Annotated in this window: 18 protein-coding genes; 3 read left to right on the top strand and 15 right to left on the bottom strand. The window is 61.3% G+C overall.

Annotated features, from left to right (window positions below):
• Positions 1–73 precede the first annotated feature (73 nt).
• The 11 genes from AC5RK6_RS02740 to AC5RK6_RS02690 form a co-directional block, all read right to left on the bottom strand.
• The gene (locus AC5RK6_RS02740) at positions 74–1,387 is read right to left on the bottom strand and encodes a M23 family metallopeptidase (RefSeq protein ID WP_155875951.1); all 1,314 of its coding nucleotides are present in this window, start codon (positions 1,385–1,387) and stop codon (positions 74–76) included.
• Between the two features lie 86 nt (positions 1,388–1,473).
• Positions 1,474–2,388, bottom strand: coding sequence for a permease-like cell division protein FtsX (gene ftsX, locus AC5RK6_RS02735; protein ID WP_274735628.1), 915 nt, complete (start codon positions 2,386–2,388; stop codon positions 1,474–1,476).
• Complete coding sequence (gene ftsE, locus AC5RK6_RS02730; protein ID WP_016442972.1) at positions 2,388–3,080, bottom strand: cell division ATP-binding protein FtsE; 693 nt, start codon at positions 3,078–3,080, stop codon at positions 2,388–2,390. Before ftsE ends, ftsX begins: the two co-directional genes overlap by 1 nt.
• Positions 3,081–3,249: 169 nt before the next feature.
• The gene (gene prfB / locus AC5RK6_RS02725; RefSeq protein WP_274735633.1) at positions 3,250–4,401 is read right to left on the bottom strand and encodes a peptide chain release factor 2; all 1,152 of its coding nucleotides are present in this window, start codon (positions 4,399–4,401) and stop codon (positions 3,250–3,252) included.
• 9 nt (positions 4,402–4,410) lie between these two features.
• Positions 4,411–4,842 carry a hypothetical protein gene (locus AC5RK6_RS02720; protein ID WP_274735634.1) on the bottom strand — a complete coding sequence of 144 codons (432 nt, stop codon included), beginning with the start codon at positions 4,840–4,842 and terminating at the stop codon, positions 4,411–4,413.
• Positions 4,839–5,279: a hypothetical protein gene (locus AC5RK6_RS02715; protein WP_435730709.1), complete on the bottom strand. Its 441-nt coding sequence runs from the start codon at positions 5,277–5,279 to the stop codon at positions 4,839–4,841. The genes AC5RK6_RS02720 and AC5RK6_RS02715 overlap by 4 nt, the downstream gene beginning before the upstream one ends.
• On the bottom strand, positions 5,276–5,770 hold the full coding sequence (locus AC5RK6_RS02710) for a hypothetical protein (protein ID WP_435730708.1): 495 nt from the start codon (positions 5,768–5,770) through the stop codon (positions 5,276–5,278). The genes AC5RK6_RS02715 and AC5RK6_RS02710 overlap by 4 nt, the downstream gene beginning before the upstream one ends.
• On the bottom strand, positions 5,767–5,979 hold the full coding sequence (locus tag AC5RK6_RS02705) for a hypothetical protein (RefSeq protein WP_435730707.1): 213 nt from the start codon (positions 5,977–5,979) through the stop codon (positions 5,767–5,769). Before AC5RK6_RS02705 ends, AC5RK6_RS02710 begins: the two co-directional genes overlap by 4 nt.
• A gap of 41 nt (positions 5,980–6,020) precedes the next feature.
• A complete protein-coding gene (locus AC5RK6_RS02700) occupies positions 6,021–6,926 on the bottom strand; it encodes a type II secretion system F family protein (RefSeq protein ID WP_435730706.1) in 906 nt (301 codons plus the stop codon).
• 15 nt (positions 6,927–6,941) lie between these two features.
• Entirely contained in the window at positions 6,942–7,922 is a 981-nt protein-coding gene (locus AC5RK6_RS02695) for a type II secretion system F family protein (RefSeq protein ID WP_435730705.1), read from the bottom strand.
• Positions 7,923–7,924: 2 nt separating this feature from the next.
• The gene (locus AC5RK6_RS02690; protein ID WP_435730704.1) at positions 7,925–9,130 is read right to left on the bottom strand and encodes a TadA family conjugal transfer-associated ATPase; all 1,206 of its coding nucleotides are present in this window, start codon (positions 9,128–9,130) and stop codon (positions 7,925–7,927) included.
• Positions 9,131–9,327: 197 nt separating this feature from the next.
• On the opposite strand from AC5RK6_RS02690, the gene AC5RK6_RS02685 reads away from it, so the two are divergent.
• Positions 9,328–10,386 (top strand): phosphotransferase, encoded by a 1,059-nt coding sequence (locus AC5RK6_RS02685; protein WP_435730703.1) that lies wholly within the window; start codon positions 9,328–9,330, stop codon positions 10,384–10,386.
• Here AC5RK6_RS02685 and AC5RK6_RS02680 read toward each other — a convergent pair.
• Together AC5RK6_RS02680 and AC5RK6_RS02675 are read right to left on the bottom strand one after the other, a co-directional pair.
• Positions 10,334–14,176, bottom strand: a complete 3,843-nt coding sequence (locus tag AC5RK6_RS02680) for an ATP-dependent helicase (protein WP_435730701.1) — start codon at positions 14,174–14,176, stop codon at positions 10,334–10,336. The genes AC5RK6_RS02685 and AC5RK6_RS02680 overlap by 53 nt on opposite strands.
• On the bottom strand, positions 14,173–17,592 hold the full coding sequence (locus tag AC5RK6_RS02675) for a PD-(D/E)XK nuclease family protein (protein WP_435730699.1): 3,420 nt from the start codon (positions 17,590–17,592) through the stop codon (positions 14,173–14,175). The genes AC5RK6_RS02680 and AC5RK6_RS02675 overlap by 4 nt, the downstream gene beginning before the upstream one ends.
• 196 nt (positions 17,593–17,788) lie before the next feature.
• Here AC5RK6_RS02675 and AC5RK6_RS02670 point away from each other — a divergent pair, with 196 nt between their 5' ends.
• Positions 17,789–18,013, top strand: a complete 225-nt coding sequence (locus AC5RK6_RS02670; protein ID WP_087070621.1) for a DUF3107 domain-containing protein — start codon at positions 17,789–17,791, stop codon at positions 18,011–18,013.
• A 259-nt stretch (positions 18,014–18,272) separates the two neighbouring features.
• Positions 18,273–19,970, top strand: coding sequence for a DEAD/DEAH box helicase (locus AC5RK6_RS02665; protein ID WP_435730697.1), 1,698 nt, complete (start codon positions 18,273–18,275; stop codon positions 19,968–19,970).
• 85 nt (positions 19,971–20,055) lie between these two features.
• On the opposite strand, the gene AC5RK6_RS02660 is transcribed toward AC5RK6_RS02665, so the two are convergent.
• Positions 20,056–20,682 carry a MarC family protein gene (locus tag AC5RK6_RS02660; RefSeq protein ID WP_274735648.1) on the bottom strand — a complete coding sequence of 209 codons (627 nt, stop codon included), beginning with the start codon at positions 20,680–20,682 and terminating at the stop codon, positions 20,056–20,058.
• 216 nt (positions 20,683–20,898) lie between these two features.
• On the bottom strand, positions 20,899–21,738 hold the full coding sequence (locus AC5RK6_RS02655) for a PHP domain-containing protein (protein ID WP_435730695.1): 840 nt from the start codon (positions 21,736–21,738) through the stop codon (positions 20,899–20,901).
• Positions 21,739–21,751: the final 13 nt, after the last annotated feature.

Raw genomic sequence — 21,751 nt, 5'->3', positions numbered from 1 at the left:
TAGCCACTGTTACTGGAGCGGCCAAAGTGCCGGGCCGCCGGGCTAGCCGCCCTAAGCCGGGCTGCCCCGCACGCTATTCGTAGAATCCAGGCAGGGACATCGGGTCGATAACCACGCCGTCCTGCCACACCTCAAAGTGTACGTGGCAACCGGTGACCATGCCCGTCATGCCGGTCCAGCCGATCACATCGCCCTGGCCCACGCTCTGCCCCACGGATACATTGAAGCCGGAAAGATGATTGTAAACCACCACGTAGGACGAGCCGTTAATATAGCCGAGGTTAAGGATGACCTGGTTGCCGTGTGTGCCGTTACCTGAGGCCGGGCGTACCGCCGCGACCACGCCAGCTGCCGCCGCATATTGCGGATTACCGCAGGCTGAACGCAAGTCCACGCCTTCGTGCATCCACCAACCGCCATCGAAGGGATAGACACGCATCCCGAAAGGCGAGGTCACGTACAGCGGGGCCGGCACGGGCGGGATAAGCGCACCCGAAGCTGCCGGGGGTGCTGCCGGGGCACCTCCCCCGCCGCCCTGGGCTGCTGCTTCCGCCGCGCGCCGCCGGTTTTCCTCGTCAATACGGGCGATCTGCGCGGCGGTATCATCGCGGGCCGCGTTCATGGCCGACAGCGAGTTCTGGAATTCCCCGCGCCGCGCCTCCAGAGCTTGGGATTGCTGGGTGACAGAAGCTTCCAGGTCCGCGAGTTCCTTGGTGCGGGCCGCGGCGGCTGCCTCTTTCGATTTCTTTTCCGCTACCGCGGCATCCGCCTGGCTCTTGAGCTGGGAAATCTCCCCTTGTACTGCCTTTTGCCGCTGGGCACGGGTCCGGTTCGCCGCCGTTGTTTGGGTCACGTCGGTGAGAGTTTGGGATTGCACCCGGGTAATCGCCTGGTTCGCGGACAGCGCGTTGAAGAAATCCGCGCTTGATTTTGCGCCGATCAGAAGCTCCACGGTGGAAACCCGGTTATCACCGCGATATTCGGAACGCGCAATCTCGCCGAGGTTATCGCGAGTTTCACTCAGTTTCTTCTCACCTTGCGCAATCGAGGTGGTGATGGAATCAAGCTCGCCCTTGGCCGCATCCAGGCGCGCCCCGATTTTTTCTTGTTCGCGCTGGGCTGCTGCGGCGTCGTTCTGCGCCTGCAATAACGCGGCCTGCGCCCCGGGAACCTGCGCCTGCGTTTCTTGCAGCTTGAGGTAAACGTTTTGCAGATCCACGTCCACTCCCTCGAGGGAAGAACGCAGATTCTCAATTTCGGCTTCCTGCTGTTCTTGCTGGCGGACGAGGTCGTCGCGGTCATCGGCACGCGCCGGCGTCGCCAACCCGGCAACGCCCAGCGCCCCCGCAGCCAGCGCCCCCAACCATCGTCTGCTCCCGATTCTCACCGGTTCACCTTTCCTATATGTATCTCTTTTAGCGACCGTACCGTTAGGCTTGGCGACGACGCCGCGGCGCCGTCGCCCCACCTCCGTTATACGCGTGCGTACCTGCGCAAAGCGATCCAGGACGCCAAGCCGGACACCAGCACTGAACCAATGAGCAGCCAGGGTGCCACCTGGAGGGCCTCGCTCACGCCGATCACCCGAATCCACGGCAGCGACTGGGAAATCCAATCCTCGAGCAGGAATTTCGCTGCCAGCCACAGCCCACCGACCGCAAAAATAGCGCCGACAAGCGAGGCAATAATTCCTTCGAGGATGAAGGGCAGTTCGATGAAGAAATTCGAGGCGCCCACGTAGCGCATAATCCCCGTTTCGTTACGCCGCGACATTGCCGAGAGCCGGATCGTGGTGGGGATGAGGAGAAGCGCGGTGAGGATCATGACCGCGGCCAGCCCGCCGGCAATCGCGGTGAAGCGATTAAGGGTGGCGAAAACCGGTTCTATTTGTTCACGCTGGTCGTACACACTCTGCACCCCGGGGCGGTTACCGAGGTCTTCCACAAGAACCTGGTACTTTTCCGGGTCGTGCAATTTGACGCGGAATGAAACCTGCATTTGATCTGCTGTGACGGTGTCACGCCAGACCGAATCGCCCATTTGTTCCCGGTAGTTTGCGAAGGCTTCTTCTTTGGTTTCGAATTCGTAACGTTCGACCTGGGAAGCAAGCGGTTCGGTGGTCAGGGCGGTATCGATGGCTTTGATTTGTTCGTCGGTGGCTTCGTTACCGGCGCAGGGTTCGGTAGCATCATTCGCCGCACACATGAACACCGAGACTTCCACCTGGCTGTACCAATCGGCACGTAGGTGGCTGATCTGGGTTTGGAGCAGCGCTGCCGCGCCCACGAAAAGGAGGGAAACGAAAGTGACGAGGGAAACCGAGGCAGCCATCGCCTTGTTATTGATAAGTCCCTTGAATGTTTGGGACAGGACGAAACGACTGCGCATTAGTGTTGCCCTCCTCCGTACTGGCCGCGATCCTGATCACGAACGATCACGCCGTTGGCCAGCTCAATGACGCGCTTACGCATCTGGTTCACGACGCTGGCATCATGCGTGGCCATAACCACCGTGGTTCCCGAGCGGTTGATCCGGTCCAGGAGGCGCATAATCGACAGCCCGGTGTTTTGGTCCAGGTTTCCGGTCGGTTCGTCAGCGAGGAGAATTTCGGGGCGGTTGACCATGGCGCGCGCAATGGCCACGCGCTGCTGTTCCCCGCCCGAAAGTTCGTTCATACGGCGGCGTTCCTTGCCATCCAACCCCACCATTTCCAGTACTTCCGGAACTTCGGTGCGGATGCGATGGCGCGGGGCCCCGATGACCTGAAGCGCGAGCGCCACGTTGTCGTGAACATTCTTATCGGGAAGGAGCCGGAAATCTTGGAAAACCGTACCGATGCGGCGCCGCAGGAAGGGGACACGCCGCTGGGAGACCGTGGCGAGGTCCTTGCCGAGCACCTCAATTTTTCCGGATGTTGGCCGTTCGGCAACGTTGATGAGCGAAAGCATCGTTGACTTTCCCGAACCGGAGGGACCCACGAGGAAAACGAATTCGCCGCGGTCAATATCCGCGCTTACCGAGTCCAGCGCGGGTTTCGCGCCCTTCTGGTAGAGCTTCGTCACCTTGGTAAATGTGATCATAAACTTGCCCTTAGATTACTACTATCGTGCTTTACCCTACGGAACAGGCCGTGAAATCGCGCGGGACGCGCCGCGTACTCGCAAAAGACGCGTCAATCACTCGTGCACCCGCCGCGTGCTCGTGCACCTTACTACTCGGTATGCGCGGTGCGGTCGCGTTATTCACCGTCTACTCCCCCACGTTATTACTTGTCTTTTCCCCTGCCTTTTCGCCCGTGGCACGCCAGCGGATACCAGCGTCGATAAAACCGTCAATATCACCATCAAAAATAGCGTCGGTATTCCCCGATTCGTACCCGGTACGCAGATCCTTGACCATCTGGTAGGGCTGGAGCACGTAGGACCGCATCTGATCCCCCCACGAAGCCTTAATATCTCCGCGTAGTTCCTTCTTTTCGCGTGCTTCCTCTTCCTGTTTGAGCAGGAGTAGGCGCGATTGCAAGACCCGCATAGCGGCGGCCCGGTTTTGAATCTGAGATTTCTCATCCTGCATCGAGACCACGATCCCGGTGGGCAGGTGGGTGATACGTACCGCAGAATCGGTGGTATTCACGGATTGGCCGCCCGGCCCCGAGGAACGGAACACATCAATGCGGATATCGGTATCAGGAATATCGATATGGTCAGTTTGCTCGATAAGAGGAATAACCTCGACGGCGGCAAAGGAGGTCTGGCGCCGGCCCTGGTTATCAAAAGGCGAGATGCGCACCAGCCGGTGGGTCCCCGCTTCCACCGAGAGGGTGCCATAGGCATAGGGTGCGCTCACCTCAAAGGTGGTCGATTTCAATCCGGCCTCTTCGGCGTAGGAGGTGTCGAGCACTTTGGTGGCGTAGCCGCTACGTTCGGCCCAGCGCAGGTACATGCGTTGGAGCATCTGCGCGAAATCGGCCGCGTCCACTCCCCCGGCCCCGGAACGAATAGTTACCACGGCATCACGTTCATCGTATTTGCCGGAGAGCAGGGTGCGGATGTGGAGTTCTTCCAGCGCCTTTTCTGTGCTTGTCATTTCTTCGCCGAGCGCTTCGTAGAGTTCCCGAGCCGAAGCCGGATCTGAAAGCTCTTCTTCTTGCGCTATTTCGAGCAGCGCACCGGCATCCTCGATACGCGCGCGCATGGTCTCAAGTTTCTCCAGTTCACTTTGGGCGTGGGAGAGTTTCGAGGTGACTTCTTGGGCACGGGCGGTATCATCCCAGAGCCCGGGAGCGGAGGATTCTTCCGTCAGCGCGGCGATACGCGCGGTGAGGCCCTCCACATCGGTCACCGCTTCGATTTGGTGAAAAACACTGCGTAGATGGTCAAGACGTTCGGAAAAATCACTCACGGCATAAGGCTACCTCAGGTCAAGGCGCGCCCGGGCCTGCGCGCGGAGTGGAACGGGCAGGTCCAGTACCGGCAGCCGCACCGTTTTTTCCAGGGCGACGACGACGCCGGCGCTATCCGCGCCGGTATCTGGCAGCACGCGCTCCGCGGGACATGTTGCGGCAGCGAGCTGGCGCACGGTGGTGGTGCTGGGATGACAATCGGCCAGGGGCGCGCTGCTGAAATAGCATTCGCGAGTGATCTCTTGGCTGATCGCGAGCGCGGCGGAATCGGCCTGCCCCTGGAGCGCGTGCCGAGCGGTGAGGACGGTGGCGAGGTAGATAAAACCCAAGCACAGTAGGGCGCTGAGCGCCCAGGTTCCCAGGCCGAGGATGAGGATATTGCCGCGTTCCCGGGGTGTTGCTCGTGCCCGCAGTGCCGGAGATTTCGCCAGGGTGTTCACGGCCGCGCCTGTCGAAAACGATCCACGGTTGTTGAGGCACTCTGCTCGATAAGAACAGTGCGCCCAAAATAAACGAGCGGAACCGAGACCCCGACCGTGACGGTGATACGTGCTCCCGGGCTTAGGCACGGGTGGGCGGAGCAGGAGATCCGCGGGGGCGCGCCGCTTAGGGTGGCGCCGCTAACCGCGGCATCGCTCACCGCGGCGTGAACAACCGCCCGAGCTCGCGCTGTTCCACTGGCCGTGTTGTCCGCGGTTGCGAAACTGCGGGCTGCTTCCTGGGCTGCCTGCGCAGCGACCGCGCGGGCGCGGTTAATCCCGGTGCTTTCCACGGTAAATATGAAGAGCGGGAGAACAAGCACAACGAGGATAGCGAAGGCTTCCAGAGTTCCGTTTCCTTTTTCGCGGGTGCTTCGGTACCTCACCTGGTTTTTCATAACGGTGATCCTTTCGCGGGTGGAGGGTGGGTGTGCGCCCTACGAGCGGTGAGGACGTGTGCGTGGGCTCGCAGCTTGACTGGATGTGTTCCCAGGAGGGAGGAATATGTTCCGGCGATTTCGACCCGCAGGAATTCTTCTTCTCCGATGCGAATCGTGCTCGCGCTGGCTGTGCACTGGCAGGCGGGTAGGCGCGCGGTGATCTCCGCGGTGGCCTGGCCAGCTATCTCGGGCAGGCTGAGCTGGCGCACCGCTCCCGCGCGAGCGGCCCGTGCTGCGCAATCACGTATCTGTTCGATTGCAAAGACGCGGGATCCGAGAACCGCAAGCGCCAGGGCGGCGAGGACCATCCCCCCGGCGAGGAGGCAAAAATCGATGACTGCACTGCCGCGTTCAGAATCTGGCGCGCGAGGAAAGGGCGCGCTGGACACATGCTCTGCGGGGAGTGGCTTGCCGGAAAACAGCGCTGTGGGTTCAGGTATCGGTGTCATGAAAAACTCGAGATGCGTTCGATGGCGGTGGAGAAGAGGTTCGTGAGGGCCGGGCCGGCTATCGCCCAGATGGCGAGCACCAGGCCGACGGTCATGAGGGTGACAAGTACCCAGCCAGGCACGTCTCCGCGTTCCCGAGAATCCGGAATGGTCCACGTTGCGGCTGGTAGATCAGGGTGGATAAGCGCGCTGTGCGTGCTGACTGGCATAAGTAGTTCCTTTCGCTAGATAGGTTGGTTGTGGCGGTGGTTTATGGGGAGGTGAGGGGAAGAAAGGTGAGTCGGGCCAGGCCCGGGTAGAGGGCGATGACCACGATGAAGGGCAAGATGAGGAAAACAACGGGGATCATCATGAGGATTTCGCGGCGGCCTCCACGTTCGAGGAGCTGGCGGCGGGCATAATCTCGTGCTTCTTCGGCTTGTACCCGCAAGGTGTCTGCGAGCGGAGAGCCGTGGGCTAGTGCGGCAACTAAGGCTTCGCATAGGCTTTGCAAGGCCGGGTTGTGTACCCGTTCGTTAAGGTGGCGCACTGCGGTGGTAAGCGGGTCTCCGGCGTAGACGTCCCCGAGGGTCCGCCGCAGTTCTTTTCCCAGGGTTCCGCCGGCGAAGCTCGCAACATATTCAATAGCTCCCACGATGCTGGTACCTGCCCCGACCGCGATGCTCAGGAGGTGGGCAATATCGGGAAGTTCTGTGGTGATAGAGCCGTCGCGGCGGCGCAGGCGCGCGGTGAGCTGAGAGTCCACGCCGAGGATGGCGCCGATGAGGAAGAACACTGGGCAGGCGGTCGCGAGCGCAGCGGGTAATCCGCGGGCCAGGCAGGCTAGCCCGAACACGATACCGACCGCTCCCGCGAGTACTCCCGCGCGTAATTGGGCAAAGCGGAAGTCTGCGACGTCGCCCTCCCCTAAACGGTGGAGGCGGCCCGTGACCGATGCGTGAGTGGAACCGAATTTTTCCGCGCCGCGCAACAGTATTCTGATAATGCGATGGGGCAGGCGCGGGCGGGCACCGCCCAGGTAGGGCACGATGCGCGAAACCAGTGCGGGGCCTGGCCAGAGCCACCACCAGCCGAGGAGCACGAGGCCGGCCGCGCAGAGACTCCCGGTAAGTGCAGGGAGGGGTGCAGGAAGAAACGCGCGAAGGGGAAGAAGCATAGGAGCGGTCCCGTCCTATACTGCGGCGCGCCGGGCGCGACTGGGACGGGGCGGCGAGGACGAGCCGACCTGTGAGGCGGCTGGCGAAGCAGTGGGCAAGGTAGTAGGTAAGGCTCTCGGAGCGGATCTCGAAACCGATCCCGGCGCAGATCCCGGTGAGCCGGCCAGGACTCGTTGTTCTTCGGGGAGTCGGCCCAGGTGGAGCATGAGTCCGTAGGCAAGCAGTGTGGCGCCCAGGCCAAGCAGGAGGATGAGGGTGCCGGTTGGCGAGGTGAAGGCATCCATCGTGCCCGGCCTGGTGGAGAGCAGGAGGAGGACGAGCCACGGGGCAAGAGCGGCCACCCGTGCCCCGTTAACGGTCCATGATTGCCGGGCGAGGAGTTCACCCCGGGCCCGGTTTTCTGCGCGCAGGGATACCGCGAGCGATTCCAGGACGCGGGGTAGATCGTGGCCGCCGTGGCGCACCGCGAGTCGGAGAATTTCGAGGACCCGGTCCGATACCGGGTCGTGGAAGGAATCTTTGAGGCGGGTCAGGGAGGCATCAATACTTCCGGTTGTTTGCAGGTGAGTGGCGAAGGAGCGCATTGCGGGCGGGGCGTCTGGCCGAGTGGCGAGATAGAGAAGAGCTTCGGGGATAGTGCGCCCGGCACGCAGGGAAGAGAGCAGCTGATCGATACGGTCAGGCCAGGCCAGACGCTGCGCTTCCCTGGTTTTTCTCCCGGTGTGACGAGCATGCCAGAATGGCAGCCATATTCCTACCGTTCCTCCGGCTACGCCGAGGAAAGGATGACCGGTGGTGAGCAAGGCACCCAGGGCCAGTCCAAGACCGCAACACAGAGCTATCCCGAGTCTGCGTGTGGGAATGGTGATGCGCGGCTTTCTTTGACGCGCAGGCCAGCCCGAGCGATCCCGCCAGCCCGAGCGGTCCGGCGCGGACAGGGCGCGAATAACTGTGAGGATTCCGGTGGCAAGTAAAGCTCCTACGATCAGTCCCATGATCAACTCGCCTTCCTCGTAAGAATGTGGCCATCTGGCGCAAGACCTCCGACTTCCAGAATCTGGGTAACCCGGCGCTGCCCGCTGGCGGCACGCGCCACGTGAATGACGAGGCTGATGGTGGCGGCAACGGTGGGTGTGACGAAGTTCGGGGTAATATTTTCACCCGCGAGGAGGGGGAGGATCTCCAATTTGGCCAGGGCTTCCCGCGCACTGTTGGCGTGAATGGTGCAGGCCCCGGGAATACCCGCGTTGAGGGCCACAAGAAGATCGAAGGCTTCTGCTCCGCGTACTTCTCCGATCACGATGCGGTCCGGGCGCATACGTAGACTTTCACGCACGAGGTCACGGAGCGTCACCGCGCCGCGCCCTTCCAGGGAGGGCGGACGCGTTTGCATCGCAACAACATCGGGGAGGTCGATACCCAGCTCAAACACTTCCTCAGCGCTGATGAGGCGTTCTGTTGGTGGTATCGCGCCGAGCAGAGCACGTAAAAGAGTAGTTTTGCCGGCCCCCGTTGATCCCGATACCAAAATATTGCGCCCGGCGATCATGGCTGCGCTCAGATAGTCTGCCTGCTGCGCTTCTAACATGTGTACATCCACCAGATCACTAAGCTTGCGGGCCCGCACCGTGTATTTTCTGATATTGATCGCCCAGTGGCGTGCGGTGATATCGGGGATGGCCACGTGGAGGCGTTCTCCGCTAGGCAGCTGGGCATCGACAAAAGGGGTGGATAGGTCTAGACGCCGACCGGAAGCATAGAGCATCCGCTCGACCAAAGTGTGGATCTCACTTTCGGCCATGGTGAGATCAACACGGGCGGATACCCCGGCGCGGGCCACAAAAATCTTATCGGGGGCATTGATCCAGATTTCCTCCACCTGCGGGTCATCGAAGAATTTTTGTAGTGGTCCGTATCCGCCCAATTGGGAGATGAGGTGGGAGCGCACGCTCTCCGTATCCGCCAGTGCCGCGTGTTCCCCGCGCACTGATTCGTCATTAAACGTGGTGAGGGTTTCTCCCACGATGGTTTCCAGGAAGGCGGTATCCCGGCGGGGATCAATTCCGCGGTGCCGAATCGTTGCCCGAACTCGCTCTTCTATGGCCTGCCGGGTGGCGGAGGCAGGGCGATAGGCACGACTGGCCGCGTGCGCTGAGCGAGCCGAGGCGAGGCCCGCTGGCCCCGGATATGCCGTTTCGTGCATGGCGCCCCCTTTGGATATTCGGGTGGTGATCGTGGTGAGGTGCTCTCACTGTAGGGTCTCCCGCGTCCGGGAATAGCACCCAGCCGGCTGGCTGTGGATAGGGGATGCGTTTCGCGATGATGTGGATAGATCCGGTGGCCGGTCTATATCCGGGGTGTAGGCAAGCACGTGGCTGAGTTTTCGGATAAATTGAGGGGGTGACTACTTCTCCGCTCTATCTTGCTGCGCTTGCCGTCGGGGCTCTCGGCGTCGAGATTGTCTCCACGCGCCAACCGTTTGTTGAGACGGAAGATTTTGTTTCCGGTTGTGTCCTTGATTCTCAGGGGCGCCACTGGATGGTTAAAGTTCCTCAGAATGGCACGGCGGCAACATCCTTAGAAGCCGAGGCGGCTCTGGCCCCCCAGCTTTTGGAGGAATTGCGGGCCGGTCGCCTACCTTTCGATATCATGCGACCGGCTGGTTTTGTTGATGCGGATACCGGGGGCCGCGCGGTGGTCTACCCGGAGCCTTTTGGGCGGGCGCTGGTTTTCGAAGCCCTCGGTGAGGAAGAAGTACGGGAGATGGGGCGTACTCTCGCCGCGATTCACAGTATTGATCGGGATGTGGTGGCTCGTTCCGGGTTGCCTGTTTATACGGCTGGGCAGTGGCGTGACCGGGTGCGAGCCGAGCTGGAGGCAGCCGATCAGGAAACGTCCCTTCCCACGATTTTGCGCCAGCGCTGGATGGATGTGCTGGATAGTGACGAGGTGTGGGATTTTGAGGAAACGGTTGTCCACGGTGATGTGGCTTCCGATAATTTCTTGTGGTCGAATGGCTCGGTTGCGAGCGTGCTCGGTTTTGGTGAGGCGCACGTGGGCGACCCGGCTCGGGATTTAGCGGCGATGCTTGTTCTTGATGATGAACAGTGGCCGAGTTTTATTACTTCCTATGAGAATGCGCGCTCGGTTGAGCTGAGGGAAGCGGATTACACCCGTATTATTTTCACTTCGGAGTTCGCGATTATTCGCTGGCTCATGTACGGGATTCGTACGGGCAGCATGGAGATTAGGAACGACGCCGTCCAGATGCTCGGCGCGCTGGCTGAGGATGTACGTGAAGCCCCGGATTTGCTTCCCGCTCCCCCGGCATCGGAGTCGGCTTTCACTGAAAGTGCTTCCGATGCCGAGGCGAGCGGTGCGGATGAGCTGACCGGGGAGACCGCGGTTACTGCTCCTGATTGGGCAGACCCGCACGAAGCAGAATTTCCTCCTCGCTGAGCTTCCCGGCCCGTAGTTCCTCAGCTCTGTTTCCCCGCAGGTATACGAAGGAAGCGTCGATGTCCGCAAGGGGAACGCCGTGTGCCCGGGACCAGGCAAGCCGATAGAGGGCGAGCTGGAGTTCGCGGGCCGCTTTGGTTTCCCCGTAGGGGCGCCGCCCGGATTTCCAGTCCACGATAGTCACCGGGGCACGCCCGGGTACCTGAGAGGTATCAAAAACGGCGTCGAGTGCGCAGTGGACAACATGCCCCCCGATAACCACACCGAGTTGCTGTTCGATGGCGAGCGGCGGGTAGCTCGCCCATTCGGATGCTTCGTAGTTTTCATACATATGCATGATTTCTTCCGCGCTGAGAACAGGATCATGTTCGAGGGGATCCTCGCTATCAATATTGAGCACGGCGGCGCTCGCGTAACTATCAGCGATTTTTTCGTGCAGGATCGTCCCCAAACGCGCAGCTCGCGAGGGCTGGCGGGGAACCGGGCGGCGTTTATTGAGCAGGTATTCTTCCCGGTGTTCAGCCCGGTAGACCAGCTCGGTGGCGGTGTAATGCCCGCCGGCCTCGGTGTAGTCGGCTGTTTCCGCTTGCTGTTTGCGTGCGATGAGCCGGCCGATGACCTGGGTGAGTTCGGCGCGCTGGTCAGCATCGAGAGTTTCCGCCTCGATAGGGAGGCTGCGGGCCAGGTCACGCGGCCAGGCAAGCAGATCGGGCGCCTCGAAATAATGCGGTACGGGTTCGAGCACCGGCGGGTATACAACTTCTTCCCCGAAAATATCGACGAGCTCATCCACGCTCAAGCTGTCCGGTGCAATATCCGGGAATCCTTCCGGCAGCTTTACGGACGAAACCGTAGCAGGCGAGGCAACCAGCGTGAGCTCTCCGCTAGCGGCAGCTTCCCGCACCGCGCTCAGGAAGCACGAGGGAGGCCGCGTTTCAACGCCCAGCGCGTTCTCACTCCCATCTGCCGGGGTATCGGCAGCGTTCTTCTTCGCTTGCTTTTCTGCCTTCTGTACCCGGCCGGACACATCCTTCTCATCTTGGAAACAGTATCCGGCCAGCAGGAGCTCCCGAGTGGACCGGGTAAAGGCCACGTAGGCAAGGCGCCGCATTTCTTCACTTTCGTGGTACGCCAATTCGTCAAGGAACCGCGCATAGGTATTCGCGACGGTGATTTTGTCGAGATTACGAGCACCGGCCAGCGTAAATTGGGGCAGATACGGGTAGTCGGTGCGCAGGGGGTACGGGAAAATACCGGTATTGCGCGGCCAGGATTTCACACCTTCGGTCACTTCGGAGAACTGGCCTTTCACGAGTTCTGGTACGACGACGAGGTCACACCATTCCAAACCTTTGGCAGCATGAACGGTCATCAATTGGATAACGCCGGGGGTAACATCGACCGCGCTCTCCACCCGCGGAATATCTGCCCCGGATTCTTCTTCCCCGCCGTGTTCTTCTGTTTCCACCACGTCGAGCCATTCCACGAATTCGCGCATACCGCGCTGACTATCACCGTGCGCATAGGTGCGGGCCAGGGAGATGAATTGGTCGATGGAGGTACGGACCCGCTGCCCGCCTTCGCTGCGGGTAGCGGCCGCGGTATCGAGGCCGAGCAGGTGAACGGCCCGATCAATCTGATCGCCCAAAGCATTATGCAAACCGGAACGCAAGGATGCGAGGGTGGCGTTCAAGCGCCGCAGGCGTTCCCAGCCACTGCCGGAGAATTCGGCTTGCGCGGATCGGGCTGCTTGCTTGAGCTCAGCTTCGCCCGTTTCCGCCAGCTCCGGCGAATCCACGTGCTCACCCGTGCGCTCACACGGAGTCGTCGGGGTGCCCGCCAGGAGCATAAGCGCGTGGAGTGCCTCACCCAAATTGGCTTCATCACGGCTGTTGAGAAGGGGTTGCGCGGTGGCAGGTGTACCTTCTGCGCCAGGCTCGCCCTCGTGGACGGGTGCGGCGTCGTCGCTTATAAAACTGGCACGCACGTCGCTATCGACTTTGGTGACCGCCGCGGCCGCGTAGCGACGCGCCCAGCGCGAAAGCGCGCGAATATCTGCCACCCCGATATTCCAGTGGGCGAGTAAACGCGCGAGGAGGTCGCCGCGGGCCGGGTTGGCAGCCAGGCCGAGTGCGGCCCGCAGGGTAATGATTTCCGGGCGCGCCACTAGTGATTCCCCGCCCACGATCTCAAAGGCGAGGGGCTGGGGCACTGTGCTTCCGGGGTGAGCAGCAGATTCCCTGGCTAGCTGGCTATTGAGTTCCCGCAGGGCGGCGGCCATCATATCGATGTAGGAGCGTTTGCGGCACAAAACCGCGATCTCTGCTCCGCGCGGTGCTTCACCGCGAGCGCGCCGCTCTTCGTTTTCCGCGGCCACCCGCTCGCGTACCGCGAGGATATGCCGGGCGATACTCCGGTAGGAGTCTTCGCGCAGCAGGGTACGGATTTCGCTGACGCGCCCGGCTCCCGCTCCGGGCCGTTCCCGCAGCCGCAACGGCGCGATATCGGCACTATCTCCCGCGCTCCCCGCGGTTTCCGCGTTTGTTGGAGCGGGCCTGAATTCGGGTGGGAAATTCGGGTGGTCGCGATCTTCGCGTAGGAACGTGTCCCGTTCCAAGGGAGTGGCGACGGCGTTGCCTGCCGCGAGCACGGCTTGATCATTACGGAAAGCGGTGGAGAGCTGGAGTTTCTCTACGTGCCCGAAAATGCGGGTGGTGTGGCGTGCGAAGTTGGTGAGGGCGGCGGCGCTGGCGCCTCGCCACCCGTAGATGGCCTGGTTCGGATCCCCTACCGCGGTGATGGATAGGAAGCCGTCTCGTTTCGCGGTGAGTGCGCTGAGGAGGAACTGTGCCTGATTTTCATCTGTGTCTTGGTATTCGTCGAGCAGGATCAGGCGATAGCGGGACGAGATTTCCTTGGCGATTTGGGGATACCGGGTCATGATGCGCCCGGCGATAGCGACCTGGTCGGCGAATTCGGTAACGTTGAGTTCTTTTTTGAGCTGGAGGTAGGACTCCACTAGCCCGAGCACGACCTGTTGCTGTTTGGGTACTGCCGCTCCCCCTTTCAAATTGGTGAATTTCTTGGAGGCATCCGGGTACCAGCAGCGCGCGCTCATGATGCGTGTTGAGTCGGCACACAGCGTTTCCAGGGCTTGATCTTGGGCGGTGAGGAAAGCGCGGGCTTCTGCTAGCTCCACGCCGTTGGTGAGGATTCCTTGGGCGAAGGTGAGGGCGTCGTTGATGAGGCTGGAACGGCTGCGTTCGGCAAGGACCGCGGTACTAGCGCTGCTGGGCAGGGCGCTCACAACCTGGTCCATGAGCTGGACGCGTTCGGCATCGGTGATGAGGCGGGCGGTGGGATCGGCTCCGACCAGCATGCCGTAGGCTCCGGCGATGTCGTTCGCGAAAGAGTTGTAGGTGGATATCACGGGCCTGCGCATGGCGCTTCCCGCGTTGCTTTCTTCCGGGGCGAGGAGGCCGAGTTTTTCCAAGCTGGTGTTAACTCGTTCAGCTAGTTCTCCGGCGGCTTTCCGGGTGAACGTGAGGCCAAGAACCTCATCCGGGGTGACGTTGCCGCAGGCGAGGTGGTAGGCGATCCGGTCCACCATGGTTTTTGTTTTACCCGATCCGGCTCCGGCAACCACGAGGATGGCCGGCGCGGTGGAGGTGATAACCCGGCGTTGTTCCGCGGTGGGTGGGTGTTCTTGGCCGGCGAGGATGCGGTCTAGAGCGGCATCGGGTTCCGCTGGTGCCTGTGCTTTAACGTATTCGTGGGATGTGGGTGTCATGAGAAAATCCGTCCTTCTTGCGTGAGTGGACTAATGGATTGAACCCGGTCATTGGCTTCTTCCAAACTGGGAGAGACCGGCACGAAGCCACTCACCGCGATCTGGGCGGCGCTGCGTACCCGGTCTTCCGCGCGAGCCGCGCTCACCTCATCAAGAGGCTCTTGGGTGAGAACGGACGGGCTGTGCTGTTTCTTCAAGAAATTATGCGGGTGGACATATACAAGTTCCGCGCCGGCAGGGGTGTGTTTTTCACTCAGGGCCCACTGGTAGACCTGGAGCTGGGCGTGGTCCTCAGCCTGTGCCTCGCTGGGCTTATATTTTCCGGTTTTCAGGTCAATGACCCGCGCGCCTTCCCCGCGATTGACGAGGCGGTCAATGGAACCGGATACCCGTACGGGCGGGGTGCCGGGTAGCTCACGGCTAATCCGGCGTTCCACGCCTAGCAAGGTGTCATCCCGGTGGGAATCAAAATAGATATAGAGGTTATCGACCATGTCACTGGCTTGGTCTAAGAGGAGTTTGTCGTAATGGGTGGGAGTTTCGGATAGTTTTTCAGGCCAGAGTTCTACCAGTCGGGCGTGCATCTGCTCCTGGTTGGGTTCCTCAGCGAATTCTTCGGCGATACGGTGAACGAGGGTTCCGATGGAGGCGCTCTCAGTGCCTTCTTCCGAGCGCAGGCCCACTGCGGAACAGAATCCGTCAAGCGGGCAGGCAAGAAGGGATTCCACCGCTGAGGGACTCACGTAGACCGGACCGGGCACCGCTGCTTCGGTTGAGGTGGTGAGCTCATCCATCCAGGTGTGTGGATCCGCCGCGTTAAATCCGGCACTGCGCATTTTCTCTAGAGCTGCCCGGGCGAAATCGCTGGATTCTCCCCCGGCGCGTAGTGCCCGGCGCAGTACCCCAACGGTTTCCTCACTGCTGAGGAGCGCGGGCGGAATCGGTTGGGCAACGAGGGGCCGGTGCCCGAGGGGAAGAGTCATACCCCATCGCGGATCGCTGAGTGAGCGCACGGTGCGTGGAAGATTGGAACCGCTCCCACCGGCTCCCGCGCCGGCTCCCGCGCCCGCGCTAACACTTGCTCCGGCTGAATTTTCCGAGATGTCAAAGCCGAGCAGGGGGAAGAAGCGCGAAGGGGTATCTCCCATGCTGTCCGTGGTGGTCACGAGGAGACTGCGCCGGGAACGCGTAACCGCGAAATGTAATTGGCGTAGTTCATCAGCGATGACCCCCGCCGTGGAATCGCGATAGACCGCGCCTCCGCTAGCCGCACTTCCTGTGGTAGCAGCACCTCCTCCACTAACCGCGGTTCCCGCACTAGCCGAACCGTCTGCACCAGCCGCGGCGGCCGAACTGGCTCCGCCGGTAAACCTTCCGGTCACAAGTTCACTCAGGAGTCCGGTACCCGTGAGGGCATCGCGCGGGCGCGGATTGGGCCATACTCCATCCACCACGTGCATGAGGACAATATGATCCCATTCGCGCCCTTGGGCTCCCGCGGGAGTGAGGAGGGAAACGCTATCGGCTTGCGCGCCACCGCGCGCAATGGAATCTTCGGGGAGTTCTTGGGAACTCACTTCCTCCAGGAGAGTATCCACCGTGACGGCTGGGTCACGGTCAGCCATGCGTTGCGCCACCCGGAAAAGAGAAATAACCGCATCGAGATTCCGGTTGGCCCGATCAGCATCCGGGCCGTGCCCGAGGGCTAATTGTTGCCATTCTTCGGATTTTCCAGCGCCCTCCCACGCGGCCCACAGCACCTCTTCCGCTTGCATGGCGCAGGCCTCCCCCGCCTCCCGGATATGAGCGAGCAGAGCCCGCAAGGGTTCGAGTTCCGCTGCGGTAGGCCCACCGCACCCCAGGACGGCTCCGGTGAGAAGTTCTGCTTCACTGCCACGCTGCCCGGAGAGGAGGGCTTGGGCGCGCAGCCACCTGCCTACCCGTTTAATTTCGAGGGGATCCATTCCGATCATGGGTGAGGCAAGTAATGCCGGGATATCAACGCCTTCAGGGGTGGCGAAGGCATGCGGGCCGCTGGTGAAGGCAGCGCGGAGGAGGTCAAAGAGTGCGGCGACTGCCGGTTCGCGGTGGAGGGGTTCATCGCTAGCCTGGGGTGCTACCGGTATTCCGCGCCGCACGAGTGAGTCGCGGATCCGCCCGTGTTCGCTGCGTGCACGGGTAAATACCGCCATCTGCGCGTAGGGGGTTCCGGTGCGCAGATGTACTTCTTCCAGGTAGGAGGCCACGTAGGCAATTTCTTCTTCCATGTGGGCGAAGCTGGCCCCGCGCAGCGCATCATTCCACGGATCGGTTACCGCATCACCGCCACTGCCATGATCCGAAAGTCCCGGCCCGGCTCCGCGGTGGGCGTGCACGCCGCCGCCCACCGGGAGGGCCTGCTCAATGCGCTGGGCTTGGCTAATGAGAACGGAACCGCCGCGGTGCCGGACGTTGAGGTATACAAGATCCGCATCTAGGCCGCGGGGAGCGGGATAAGCAAGATCACCGGGGAGGGAATGCACCCCACCACGGAATCCTTGGACCGCGCTATCGGGATCACCAGCCACGATGATCCGTGTTCCCTGATCGCGCATCACCCCTAAGAGAGGAAGCATAGAACGCGGTGCGTTCTGGGCATCATCAACAAGGACCATTGCCCAACGGGGCCGCGGTACCGGGACCGTGCGGCCCGCTGCCGCCAGATGTTCTTCCCAATCCGCAAGCATATGGGTAGCCGCACCGACGAGCTGGCTGTGATCAAGACGATCCGGGCTAGCGGCCGAACCGGCCAGCGCATCCCCCAGAGTGCGCACCTCATCGTAACGGCGCATAAGCGCGCCGGCCAGGTGCCACATCTGCGCTTGGAGTTCGGGCACGCTGCGGTTTTCCGCCCAGGCTTCCAGCTGGCCGGCATCCAGGCCGAGTTCGCGAGCGCGGGTGATAAGGTTACGCAGCTCTTGGCGTAATCCGGGAAGATCACGTACATCCTCTGTAACAAAATCGGGGAATTGTATCCCCGAGTATTCATCACTGAGAATCTCCCGCACGATACGATCCTCATCAGGACCGGAGATCAATTCCGGTTTTTCCCGGCCCAGCGCTTGGGCGTAGCGCTGCACGATGGCGTAGGCGAAGGCAGAAAGAGTGCGGACCTCCAGGTTTTCGGGGCGCACCCCGGCCGCCAAGGTGAGCAGGTGTTGGAGGCGCGCTGCGGCGCGCCGATCCTGGGTGATCACCGCAATATTTCCCTCACGGAGAGCCGCGCGGGCGATATGCGCGAGGACGGTGGTTTTCCCGCTTCCGGGCGCGCCAATAATGCTCAGCGTGCCCGGGGCTAATCCGCCCGCGGACCGTGCCAGAGCCGCGCTGACCGCTGCCTCTTGCGAGGCATCGAGTTGTTCGACGATGCTGTCCACCACGATCCTTTCTTCGCAGGTGCGTTGTTAGGATTAACCATACGAGAGGCTTACGACAAAATTTTTTGTCGTAAGAGGCCGCTACTGTGGAGGCATCGCGAACGCTACTGTGAACGCATCGCGAAGATGAGCTATCAGGCTCCTTCACGGCGGTGCCTTATGGCCCCGCATCCCTAGAGTATTCAAGGAGAAACATATGGAAATCGTGATTGGTTTTCGTGAAACTACCCGTGATTTGATTTTGGAAACGGATGCCTCGGTTGAGGAATTGCGCGCACTTGTCGATGCCAGCCTGGGTGGAGAAGGCAAGCCTTTGCGTATTACCGCGAAGAAGAATCGTGAAGTCACTATTCCCGCCGATGCTATTGCTTTCGTGGAAATCCGCGAACAGGATACCCGCCGGGTTGGCTTCGGTCTCTAGGAGATTCGTGGTGCACGGGAGGTCGCGGCGGCCCGGCCGGGTTAGTGCCGTAGAATAGCCGGGAGCCTGAGGGCGTGTACGCCGCCTCCAGGCGTGATTGATATGTGTAGCTGCCCGGTCGCTGGGGATTGTCGCGATCGGCTGCTACGCCGGGTGGTGTGCTCGGTCGCCGGTGTGTAACCGGCTGATGTGGCATATATCGCAACTGCTGCACCCGCCCCTAGCTCGTGCGCGTTAGCGCACGCAGAAAGGACAGCATATGGCTTCCGGAGTGATTGATTCCTCCCGCGCTCATGAACCCACCGACACCTCCCCCGCCGCCGATATCACCGGTACGGGAGAGGGCCTCGAAACCAAGTCTTTCGCAGATTTCGGAGTTTCCGAACCCATCGTTCGTGCCCTGGCAGAGCACGGCATTACCCACCCGTTCCCGATCCAGGCACTCACCCTTCCCGTTGCCCTGACCGGGCACGATATTATCGGTCAGGCCAAAACCGGCACCGGGAAAACTCTCGGTTTCGGTATTCCGCTCCTCGAGGTCGCCGTGGGCCCGGGAGAAGAAGGCTGGGATGCCATTTCCCCGGCAGATCAGGGTAAGCCCCAAGCACTCGTCGTGCTTCCCACCCGCGAACTGGCCAAACAAGTTGCTTTGGAACTGCGTAACGCCGCCGCCCACCGCAGCTTGCGTATCGTCGATATTTACGGTGGGCGCGCCTATGAACCCCAGCAAGAAGCACTGGCCGAGGGCGTCGAAATCGTGGTGGGCACCCCGGGTCGCATCATTGACCTCATGAAACACGGTGTCCTCGCACTCAGCCGCGTTCGCACCGTGGTCCTTGATGAGGCCGATGAAATGCTCGACCTCGGTTTTTTGGACGACGTCGAAAAAATCCTCTCCGCAGTTCCACCTACCCGCCACACCATGCTCTTCTCGGCAACCATGCCCGGCCCCGTCATCACCATGGCACGCCGCTACATGACGAAACCGACGCATATTCGTGCCCATACTCCCGGTGATGACAGCGCCACCGTGAAAAATATTCGCCAGGTTGCCTACCGCGTCCATGCTCTCAATAAAGATGAGGTGGTCTCGCGCATTCTCCAGGCCCGGGGCCGGGAGCGCGCCATTATTTTCTGCCGCACCAAGCGCAATGCAGCCCGCCTGGCAGATACCTTGCGCGAGCGCGGATTCGCGGTGGGATCCCTGCACGGCGATCTGGGCCAAGGTGCTCGGGAACAAACCTTGCGGGCCTTCCGTAAAGGCAAGATTGACGTGCTTGTTGCAACCGATGTAGCTGCCCGCGGTATTGATGTGGACGATGTTACCCACGTCATTAACTACCAGTGCCCCGAAGATGAAAAGATCTATATTCACCGCATCGGCCGCACCGGCCGGGCCGGGAACAAGGGTACCGCCGTGACCTTCGTGGATTGGGAAGATATGCCCCGCTGGTCACTTATCAGCAAGCAGCTCAACCTCGGGATGGCCGATCCGGTAGAGACCTACCACACCTCCGATCACCTCTACACCGATCTTGATATTCCTACTGATGCCGGCCCGACCCTCCCCGAATCCCAGCGGGTGCTAGCCGGCTTAGATGCCGAAGAAATTGAGGATCTGGGCGAAACCGGCCACTCGCGGGGCAGGCGCGGGAATTCCCAACGTCGCGCGGCTCGCCGTGGCGGGCACGAACGCCGTGGCTCACGCGAACGTGGCGGTGCGCGCCATTCTTCTTCCGCCGGTGGATCGCGCCGTGCCACATCCACGGACACAAAGACCGAGGGGCAGCGCTCGGGAAACGGGCGTCGTCGTGCTGAAGAAAAAGAACAGCGCAGTACTTCCGGGCGCACCCGCCGCAAATTCAGCACCCCCAGCACGCGGGCCGAAACTTCCGCGGCTAGCGAGCAGGCAGGAACGCAGCGGCGGCGTCGTAAACTCTCCCGCAAACTGGACTAAGAAGGATTAACAAGCTCAGGCGGGCAGCTCCACATTTCCCGGAGGTGCCCGCCTGCACTTTAAGAAGTGTGCGGAAAAGAAAAACTTAGGCAGCTCCCGGCCACACGGACACCGCGCCGGCAATAATAAGCTGCACCGAAATAGCGGCCAGCAGCATACCGGCAATGCGGGTGAGGAACACCGTGCCGCCTTCGCCGAGGAGCCGGTGCATGGGCGAAGCGAAACGCAAAACCACCCATTCAATAATGTGCAGCAGAATAAAGGCCGCGATAATCGCGAGGATCCCACCCAAAGAATCGCCAGATTCCTCCACCTTAATCATGATGGCAACAATCGCGCCGGGACCCGCCAGCAGCGGAATCCCCATGGGAACCAGGGCGATATTCACCGAGGAAGCCTTCGCTTCTTCTTCTTGCGGATTGGATTCGTCCTGCATGAGCTGGAGGGCGACGAGCAAAAGCAAGATACCGCCGGAAATCTGCATGGCGGCGGTGGTGATTCCCAGCAAATCCAGAATGTATTTACCGAAAACCGCGAAAATCGCCAGCACAATCGCGGAGGTGAGGACCGATTGCCAGGCCGCGCGATTACGTTCTTTATTGGTATTACGCGCGGTAAGAGCAATAAAAACCGGGAGGTTACCCAGCGGGTCGGCGATGACGAACAAGGTCATGAAGGTGGACAAGAAGATCGTGACATCAAAGACGGCCACGGGGCAGTACCTCCTGATTCTCCCCGGCGACCAGGTCCTCCACATCCGCAGGAGCGGTTTTACACCGAGCCGGATTTATAACGACACCATCCTAAGACATCCCCGCGATAATCGAAAAGACATCCTGAAAGTTTTCACGGCCGTGCCCGCACCAGCGAAGAATGGCGCTCGCAGGTACCCGGCTCCCGCCGGAACGCTACGGCAGTGAAGCGCGTTTTAACCTAGCACAGGCAAGGCGGTACCGTCGACCAACTCGGCGATAATTTCCGCGCTCGTGGTGTATTGCCCGAGCCGATTCGTTTTCCCACTCCCGTGATAATCACTCGCCCCAAAACCGCGTAGCTGCAGCCGCGCGGCAATGCGTTCCAGGCCCGGCACTAGCTCCGGATCATTTTCCGGGTGGCGTAGCTCCACCCCAAAAAGCCCGGCCGCGGCCATCTCATCAAAAGCACGCTCGGGCACGACCTTATTGCGTGCGGGTGCCACCGGATGAGCAAGGACCGCTTTCCCGCCCGCCGCCGTGACCATCCGGATGGCCTCGCAGGCCTGCGGCGCATAGTGGGACACATAATACGGCCCGTGCACGGAAAGATAGTGGGTAAAAGCCGCGCTCCGGGTGGGAACCACACCGGCCGCCACCAGGGCATCGGCAATATGGGGACGCCCGACCGTCGCCCCCGGAGGGGTATGAGCCACCACGTCATCCCAGGTGATCGGCACATCCGCGCTGAGCTTATCCACAATGGCCCGGGTTCGCGTCAGGCGCGATGCCTGCGTGGTGACGATATGTTCCTGGATCGCATGATCATTCGGATCAAAAAGATAGCCGAGAATATGGCAGGTGATCCCTTCCCATTTCGTGGATAGCTCCATGCCACGGATAAGAACGACGCCGCAGGAGGCCGCCGCAGCGGCGGCCTCCTCCCACCCGGCCACCGTATCGTGGTCGGTGAGCGCAATTCCGGCCAGACCGATACGCTCAGCTTCCTCCACGAGTTCGCGTGGAGTGACCGTGGAATCGGAAGCGGTGGAGTGAGTGTGGGTATCGATAGCCATGCTCTCCAGCTTA

Source organism: Actinotignum sp. usb-actsch-213, from assembly GCF_059085665.1.
The sequence above is the reverse complement of the archived record's forward strand: the minus strand, read 5'-3'. Positions and strand labels throughout refer to the sequence as shown.